Origin of the sequence: Pseudomonas graminis (assembly GCF_013201545.1) — a bacterium.
Taxonomy (GTDB): Bacteria; Pseudomonadota; Gammaproteobacteria; order Pseudomonadales; family Pseudomonadaceae; genus Aquipseudomonas.
In genome coordinates, this window is sequence record NZ_CP053746.1 from 931,473 (window position 1) to 940,212 (window position 8,740).

The following is an 8,740-nucleotide window of genomic DNA, read 5'->3' on the forward strand; positions in this document are numbered from 1 at the left end:
TGCCATACTCCAAGGACCTCCCATCGAGAGAGTCGGCGACTTACATGCCCAAAGGATTGAAACGCGCCATCGGCGCCCTGCTGGCCGTCTTCGCCATCTACAGCGTGCTGGGGTTTCTGATCCTGCCAGGCGTCGCAGTGCGAATCATCAATCAACAGCTGGCCAATTACAGCACAGTGCCGGCCAGGCTCGACCGCCTCGAACTCAATCCCTACAGCCTGGAAGTCACCCTTTGGGGCCTGAACATCGGAGTGCCGGGCAAGGAGCAAATCGGTTTCGCACGGCTTTACGCCAATCTGCAAATCGACAGCCTGTGGACCAAGGCCCTGCACCTCAAGGCCGTCGAACTCGATAAACCCAAGACCGAGCTGCTGTTCGCCAAGGACGGCACGCTCAACCTGGCCGGCCTGTTCAAGCTGCCCGCCGGCGAACCTGCAAAACCCGACGAGCCTCCAAGCAAACCGTTTCCGCTGCGCATCGGCGAGATCAAGCTGGCCGACGGCTACGTGCATTTCCAGGACATGCGCCCCAGCGAGCCCATCGAGTTTCTCTACGACGCGCTGAATTTCGAACTCAAAAACCTCAGCACGCTGCCGGAAGACAACGCCGACATGACCCTAGTTGCCGCCGGACCTAACGGCGGTCAGATCGATTGGGTCGGGCGCATCAGCCTTGTGCCCATCTCGTCCGAAGGCACGCTAAAAATCACCGACGGCAAGATGGAAGTCTGGTGGCCCTACGTGCGCGACGCGCTGCCGCTGGTGCTCAAAGACGGCGTGCTGAATTTCGATACCCATTACAAACTCAGTCTGGCCAAGGAAACCGAGCTGTTGCTGGACAAGACGTCCCTGAGTGTCGCGCCCTTCGCCATTGATGCCCCGGACGGCAGACCGCTGGCCCGCCTGAAAAAACTGAGCGTGAGCGAGACGTCGATCGATCTGGCCAAGCAGTTGGTGAGCGTCGGCAAAATTCGCAGTGAAGGCCTCGAAACCTGGGCGACAAGGGAGTCGGACGGTGAGCTGGACTGGCAGAAGTTGTTTGCCAGTCAGCCTTCTAAATCGCAGGCGAAAAAGGTTGAGGCTGAAAAACAGCAGCCCGCCACTGCTACCAGTACGGAAACCACCGCCAGCGCCAAGCCGGCGGCGCCGAGCAAACCCTGGCAGGTGTTGCTGGGCGATACGCAGCTGCGCGACTACCGCATTCATCTCGCCGACAAAGTGCCGAAAGAGCCTGTCGCCATTGACGTCGGCCCGTTGAATCTGGACCTGACCGGCTTCGACAGCCTCAACAAGTCGCCCTTCAAACTCAAGCTCGACACCGGCGTGGGCAAGCAAGGCAAGCTGACCGCAGACGGCGAGGTGAATCTGGCGCCGGTTCGCGCCAATCTTAATGTCACCACCCGCGATATCGACTTGCGTGTCGCGCAGTCCTACGTCACACCTTTCATTCGCCTGGAAGTGCGCAGCGGCATGCTCAACAGCGATCTGGCGGTGGACCTGAAAAGCACCGAGCCCTTGGCGCTGGGCATTACCGGCAAGGCGCAGGTTGACCAGTTGCACACCCTCGACACGCTTAAGTCGCGGGACTTCGTGAAGTGGCAGCGGCTGAATGTCGAGGGGCTGAATTTCCAGTTGGGCGACAGCCTGACTATTGCCTCGGTCAACATTGATCAGCCGTATGCGCGCTTCATGATCGCCGATGATCGCTCGACCAATATCGACGACCTTCTGATTCCACAGCCCGCTGATCAGGCGCCTGCCGCGCCGAAAGCCAAGGCTGCCGCCAGCAGCGAAAAGCCCATGGGCATTCGCATTGGCGAGGTCAACATCACCAATGGCTCGGCCAATTTCGCCGACTTCAGCCTGACGCCCAACTTCGCCACCGCCGTCCAGCAGCTCAACGGCAAGATCGGCACGCTGGACAACCGCCAGGACAAACCGGCAACGGTGAACATCAATGGCAAGGTTGATCGGTATGCGCCGGTGACCATCAAGGGCGCGCTGAATCCGTTCAACCCGATGGCGAGCCTGGACATCGCCACCAGCTTCAAGCGCGTGGAGCTGACCACGTTGACGCCCTACTCCGGCAAGTTCGCCGGTTACCGTATTCGCAAGGGGCGCTTGAATCTGGATCTGCACTACCTGATCACCAAGGGCCAGCTCAAGGCCGAGAACAAAGTGGTCGTCGAGCAGCTGCAACTGGGTGAAAAGGTCGACAGCCCGGATGCGGTGAATCTTCCGTTGAAACTGGCGATTGCCCTGCTGAAGGATACCGATGGCAAGATTTCCATCGAGTTGCCCGTAACGGGCGACCTCAACAATCCGCAGTTCAGCGTGATGCCGATTGTCTGGCAGACCCTGCGCAATCTGGTGGTGAAGGCCGCGGCGGCGCCGTTCAAATTCATCGGCGGGTTGATCAGCGGCGGTGGCGGGTCGGAGGATTTGGGCACGGTGGCCTTCGCGCCGGGGGCTGATGAGTTGAGCCCTGAGGCAATGGCTTCGCTGGACAAGCTGGCGGCAGGATTGAAAGCGCGGCCGGCATTGCGTCTGGAGATTGAAGGCACCAGCGCTGAGGCCAGCGACGGTCCATTGATTGCCCAGCAACGACTGGAGCGCGAATACCAGAGCACGTACTACAAGATTCTCCAGCGCCGCGGTGACAAAGTGCCTGCGCAGCCGAGCGATCTGGCCGTGCCTGCTGATGAGAAAGCGCCGATGCTCGAGGGCATTTATCGCACACGTCTGAAGCAACAGCCGCCAGCCGAGTGGGTGAATCTGGGCAAGGAAGAGCGTCAGAACAAGCTGCGCGAAGCGGTGCTCAAATCCTGGAGTTCGAGCGCGCTGCTGCTGCGTCAGCTCGGCCAGGCGCGGGCCGGAAGCATCAAGGACTATCTGGTCGACAAGGGCCAACTGGCAGACGAGCGGGTGTATTTCGTCGACACCACCCTTGGCCAGCCAGAAAAAGACGGCCGCGTTATCAGCCCCCTGCACCTCGACAGCGAGTAATGATTTTGAAGAATGCAATAACGAGGATGGCGTTGGTGCTCGGTGTGACCGCGCTGGTTGGCGTTGTTCAGGCGGATACATTGCGCTGTGGCAGCCAGTTGATCAGCGTGGGCGACCGAATGTTTGAAGTGCAGCAGAAGTGCGGCCAGCCGGTCAGCCAGGACATCATCGGCTACAAGGAAACCGTCAATCACTACCGCCAGGTGGATCAGGTGCAGGTCCAGGAATGGGTCTACGGCCCGAGCAACGGGATGTACCAGTATTTGAGGTTCGAAGGTGGGCGCTTGGTGAGGATCGATAGCAAACGCGGGAGGTGATGGCGCCTGCCCTGACGCTTTCCCGGCTAAAGCCGGTCCCACAAAAAGCACGCGGTCAGTCTGTGGGACCGGCTTTAGCCGGGAAGAGGCCCGCGTGGACACCCTACATTTGCGGTGCCACACCCGACGCCTTCCCGGCTGAAGCCGGTCCTACAAAGAAAGAGGCCAGTCTACCGGCCATCAACCATCAGCCATCAACGCTCGTGCAGTGCCTCGGCGCGGGCTTTCAGCACGGGTTTGAGCAGGTAGCTCAGGATGGTTTTCTTGCCGGTGATGATGTCCACCGAGGCGACCATGCCGGGGATGATGAGCAGTGGGTGCTCATCGGTGCCGAGGTGGCTGCGGTCGGTGCGCAGTTTGATCACGTAAAAGGTGTTCTTCTTCTCTTCGTCCTGAATGGTGTCGGCGCCGATCTGTTCCAGCTTGCCTTTCAGCCCGCCATAGATCGTGTAGTCGTAGGCCGTGAATTTGATCATCGCTTCCTGACCCGGGTGCAGGAAGGCGATGTCTTGCGGACGAATGCGCGCTTCTACCAACAGAGTGTCATCCAGCGGCACAACTTCGGCAATGTCGCTGCCCGGCTGAATAACACCGCCCACGGTATTGACCAGCATCTGCTTGACCACGCCGCGCACCGGCGACGTCACCATCGTACGGTTGACGCGGTCTTCAAGACCCTTGGCTGTCGACTGCGCTTTGGAAAGGTTGGTGCGCGCTTCATTCAGTTGGGTCAGCGCATCGCTGCGGAATTTGCCACGGGTTTCGTCGATCTTGCGCTGCACTTCGGCAATCGCCGCTTGTGCCCGAGGAATCGCCAGCGTGGTGCCGTCCAGCTGCCCGCGTGTTTCCACCTCGGAACGCTTCAGCCGCAGGATGTCCACCGGCGACACCGCGCCCTGGGACACCAACGGCTCGGACATGCCGATCTCCTGGCGCAACAGGCCCAGGCTGCTGCGGTACTGCTCCTGCTTGGAGGCGAACTCACGCAATTCCTGCTGACGCTGAATCAACTGCTGCTGCAAGCCACCGATCTCGTCGACCAGTTGCTGACGACGGCTCTTGTACAGCGACTCTTCGTTGGACGCCTGATTCGGCACCAGCTTGCGCGCTTCGGCGCTGATATTCAGGGGACGGTCATCGACCTCGGCGCTCAGACGCTCAACGCGCAGTTGCATCGCCAGACGATCCGCTTCGGTCTCGCCGACGTTGGACGCAAAGCGCGTGTCATCGAGACGAATCAGCGGGGCGCCGGCGTCGACGATCTGGCCGTCGTGGGCGTAGATCTGCGCGACGATGCCGCCTTCCAGGTTCTGGATCTTCTGGATCTTGGTCGACGGAATGGCCTTGCCCTCGCCCTTCGTCACTTCATCGATCACGGCGTAGTTGGCCCAGACCAGCAAGAAGACGAAGAACAGGATCACCGCCCAGATGGTCAGCCGCACAATGCGCGGAGCATCGTCGACCAGTGCCTTTTTGACTTCCGGGAGTGCCTGGCCTTCCAGCGACGGCGAGCCTTTGAAGTAGCCGAAGATGCCGCCACCGGAGTTTTGACCTGACTTAAGCAACACTGATCTGCCCCTTCTTCAACGCTTCCATAACGGCGGCTTTCGGGCCGTCGGCCACGATCTGGCCGCGGTCGATGACTATCAGGCGATCAACCAGGCTGAGCAACGAAGCTCGGTGTGTCACAAGAATCACGGTCTTTTTCTCGATAACGCCATGCAGGCGCTGCTTCAAACGTTCTTCGCCGGTGTTGTCCATGGCGCTGGTGGGTTCGTCGAGCAACAGAATCGGCGGATCGAGCAACAAGGCCCGCGCCAGGGCGACGTTCTGCCGCTGACCACCGGACAGGTTCTGCCCGCGCTCACCCACCTGCAGCTCGTAGCCCTGGGGATGCAGACTGGCGAATTCATGCACGCCGGCCAGTTCGGCGGCCTGCAGCACCATCTCATCATCCACGTAGCGCGCACCGGAAATCAGGTTGTCGCGCAGCGTGCCCGACAACAGCTGAATGTCCTGAGCGACGTAGCCGATGTTGTGGCGCACTTCGCTGACGTCGATCTGGCGAATGTCGACGCCATCCACCAGCAGCGAGCCTTCGTCCGGCTGATACAAACCGACCAGCAGTTTGGCGAGGGAGCTTTTGCCCGAACCGCTGCGGCCGATGATGCCTACCTTCTCGCCCGGGCGGATCACCAGATTGATGTTGCGCAGCGCCAGGTTCTGCTGGTTCGGGTAAGTGAACTCAAGGTTGCGGAATTCCATGGCGCCTTGCAGGACCTGACGGCTGAGCGGACGCTCGTCGAAATTGCGCTCCTGAGGCAGCTCCATCATCTGATCAACCGACACCATGGTCACTTTGGCTTGCTGATAACGGGTCAGCAGGCCGGACAATTGCGCCAACGGGCCGAGGGCGCGACCGCTGAGCATGTAGCAGGCCACGAGGCCGCCCATGCTGAGAACGCCGTCCATGATCATGTAAACGCCGAAGCAGATCATCGCCACGCCCGCCAGTTGCTGAATCAGCAGGGTGATGTTCATGGCGAGGCCGGAAAGGACTTTAACGCGCAATTCCAGGCGGCTGAGGGTACCGATGGTGTGTTCCCACTGGTACTGACGCTCGCTTTCGGCGTTATTGACCTTCACAGCGTCGAGGCCGGCGAGGGTTTCGATCAGGCTCGACTGACGCTCGGCACCCAATGCCATGGTGCGCTCAAGGGTGGACGTCAGCGGCTTTTGCAGGAAGTGGCCGATGCCCAGCGCCAGCGGGAAGGCGATGATCGGAATCCACACCAGATGCCCGCCCAGCAGCGCAATCACCAGCAGGATGATCAGCGTGAACGGCAGATCAATGAGGCTGGTCAGGGTCAGCGACGTGAGGAAGTCACGCATGCCCTGAAACTCATGGATGTTCTGGGCGTAACTGCCCACCCGCGCCGGACGAAACTTCATCGCCATGCCGACGATTCGCTCGAACAGCGTGGCGGAAATGATCAGGTCGGTTTTCTTGCCGGCCAAGTCCAGACACAGACTGCGCAGGCCCTTGAGCAACAGGTCAAACAGGAACGCACCACAGATACCGGTCGCCAGCACCCACAAGGTTGCGGTGGCCTGGTTGGGCACGACTCGGTCGTAGACGTTCATCACGAAAAGAGGGGTAGCCAGAGCGATCAGGTTGATCACAAAGCTGGCAGCGATCGCGTCGACGTAAAGCCAGCGAGACAGCTTGAGGGTGTCCTTGAACCAGGAACGAGCGCGCGGGATGAGCGAGCCCTGGGTTACGTCAAATTTATGTTGGGGTTGTGCGAAAAACACCCGACCGCTGTAATCCTGCGCCAGCGCTTCGGTTTCGATCAGCACTTCGCCGCCGTTGCTTTCGCTGATCAGCAGGCGGGCCGATTCGCCCTCCCAACCGAGCAGAACGGCAGAGCGCCCTTCTTTCAGCAGCAGCAAGGCGGGCAATGCGATCTCGGGAATCTGGGTGAGCTTGCGTTGCAGCAAACGCCCTTGCAAACCGGCCCGGGCAGCGGCGCGAGGCAGCAGATCCGGGCTCAAACGCTGGTCGGGCAATGGCAGACCGGTGGTCAGCATGGCCCGGCTCGCGGGTTTGTGATGCAGGGCACAGAGTGTCAGCAGCCCGTCGAGTAGCGGATCGTCGTGCTGGCTGCGTGGATCATGACCTAATTGAGCCGAAGGTAATTCCAAGTCCACGCTGACACTCTCTTTCTTAACGGTTAAAAGAAGCTGACTCCGTCAAGAATCAGTTCATGCCCGGCAGCTGAACGGTCGGTTTGACGTCGTTCTGCACAACCGATGCCATTGGCGCCACAACGCCCTGGCTTTTCAGCAGCGTGCCCATGTCCGCCTTGATGCGGTATTGGGTGTACGTCTGCAGGTTCTTCAGTTGCACCAGACGCTGTTGCGCGGTGAACAACTCGTTCTCGCTGTCGAGAAGGTCGAGCAGGGTACGCTCTCCCAGACTGAATTGCTGCTGGTAAGAGGTACGAACGCTGTTGGCACGCTCGACGTACTGCTGAGCAATCGGCACCTGGGCGTTGGCGTTGTTGTAGGCGTTCCAGGCCAGGCCCAGTTCTTCGTTCAACTGACGCAGCGCGTTGTTGCGGATGTCCAGGGCCTGGCTCGACAGGTACGACTTGGACTGCAGGTCAGCCTTGTTGCTGCCACCGGCGTACAAGTTGAAGCGCATGCGCACCATGGCTTCCCAGCCATTGTTGTGGCCTTCGTCGCCGCCAATGTTGTTATCGGCATTGCGGCCCAGTTCTGCATCGAAACGCGGGTAATAATTGGACTGCGCCGAGCTGTACTGCTTTTCAGCGGCAACGATGTCGGCTTCGGCCGAGCGCAGCACCGGGCTGTTCTCGAGCATCTGGCGGCGGGCTTCGTTCAGATCGGCGGGCATCATGGCAAACGGCGACGGCGCTTCCAGCTGGTCAGCTTCCAGACCAACGGCACTCAGGTAGTTGGTCTGAGCGTCGGCCAAGTTGGTCTGTTCGGTGATCAGGTTGTTACGAGCCTGTGCCAGACGGGCATCGGCCTGGTCCATATCCGCCATACGCCCGACACCGCGGGAAGTGCGAAGTTTGATTTGATCGTAAATACGTTCGTGACTCTTCAGGTTCTCTTCTGCCAGCCGAACCATTTCACGTTGAGTCAGTACATCCAAATAGACCTGTGCAACAGTCAACGCCGTACGTTCGGTGGTATTCAACAGCGAATAGCCCCGGGAATTGGCGGTGGCTTGTTGACGCGCAACTTCGTTACTTGTTGCGAAGCCATCGAACAGCATCTGCTGAAGGCGGATTTGCGCTTCACCGCGGTCCAGCGTCTGGTAGTCATGACGGCCGGTCGAGGCACGGGTGCTTGGCGTATCGGAACCGGCCCGGCCGTAGCCCGCCGTGACGTCGACACGCGGCAGGTAGCCGCCTTTTGCAGCACGAAGCGCGTAGTCCTGCGCGATACGGGCATTAATGCCGGCCTGCACCTCGGGATGCTCGTCCATGGCTTTCTGCATGGCGGACTGTAGCGTTTGGGCCTGAACGAAGCCGGCACAAAGGATAAGGGGTACAGCAGTGAAAAGGTGCTTACGCATTTTGGTGGTTTCCCGAGAACGTACTTGTTCAAAATGCAGCAATACACACTGCCGCATCGTAAAAATGGCCATTGAAGTGATCGTTTCGAGAGTGTTCTGAAGGGCGCTTGCGATCACACTGCAGAAATACGCGATCTCATCAAATATCAATGTGACATTACGGATGCGATTGTTTAGGATGTCGCCGAATAGGTCAATACTTTGGCAGAAAGTTAATTCCGGTGCCGACCTGCTGTAAATAAATTGACGCCAGATAACGTGCAACTTAATTAGTTCCCTAAGTTGTTATCTGTCATCGAATCAAACGC

The 8,740-nt window shown here is 59.5% G+C and carries 5 protein-coding genes; 2 read left to right on the forward strand and 3 right to left on the reverse strand.

The annotated features are described in order from the left end of the window. Nucleotides 1–44: 44 nt before the first annotated feature. Both FX982_RS04295 and FX982_RS04300 read left to right on the forward strand, forming a co-directional pair. The gene (locus FX982_RS04295; RefSeq protein ID WP_172609780.1) at nucleotides 45–3,005 is read left to right on the forward strand and encodes a DUF748 domain-containing protein; all 2,961 of its coding nucleotides are present in this window, start codon (nucleotides 45–47) and stop codon (nucleotides 3,003–3,005) included. Continuing rightward, nucleotides 3,005–3,322: a DUF2845 domain-containing protein gene (locus FX982_RS04300; protein WP_172609781.1), complete on the forward strand. Its 318-nt coding sequence runs from the start codon at nucleotides 3,005–3,007 to the stop codon at nucleotides 3,320–3,322. Before FX982_RS04295 ends, FX982_RS04300 begins: the two co-directional genes overlap by 1 nt. 194 nt (nucleotides 3,323–3,516) lie before the next feature. Here FX982_RS04300 and FX982_RS04305 read toward each other — a convergent pair whose 3' ends face one another. Genes FX982_RS04305 through FX982_RS04315 form a run of 3 tightly spaced genes read right to left on the reverse strand, consistent with a single transcriptional unit; the run spans nucleotide 3,517 to nucleotide 8,432 of the window. Beyond that, a complete protein-coding gene (locus FX982_RS04305) occupies nucleotides 3,517–4,890 on the reverse strand; it encodes an HlyD family type I secretion periplasmic adaptor subunit (protein WP_122624061.1) in 1,374 nt (457 codons plus the stop codon). Continuing rightward, nucleotides 4,880–7,033 carry a type I secretion system permease/ATPase gene (locus FX982_RS04310; protein WP_122536950.1) on the reverse strand — a complete coding sequence of 718 codons (2,154 nt, stop codon included), beginning with the start codon at nucleotides 7,031–7,033 and terminating at the stop codon, nucleotides 4,880–4,882. Before FX982_RS04310 ends, FX982_RS04305 begins: the two co-directional genes overlap by 11 nt. A gap of 49 nt (nucleotides 7,034–7,082) precedes the next feature. Next, the gene (locus FX982_RS04315) at nucleotides 7,083–8,432 is read right to left on the reverse strand and encodes a TolC family outer membrane protein (protein ID WP_122536993.1); all 1,350 of its coding nucleotides are present in this window, start codon (nucleotides 8,430–8,432) and stop codon (nucleotides 7,083–7,085) included. Between the last annotated feature and the right edge of the window lie 308 nt (nucleotides 8,433–8,740).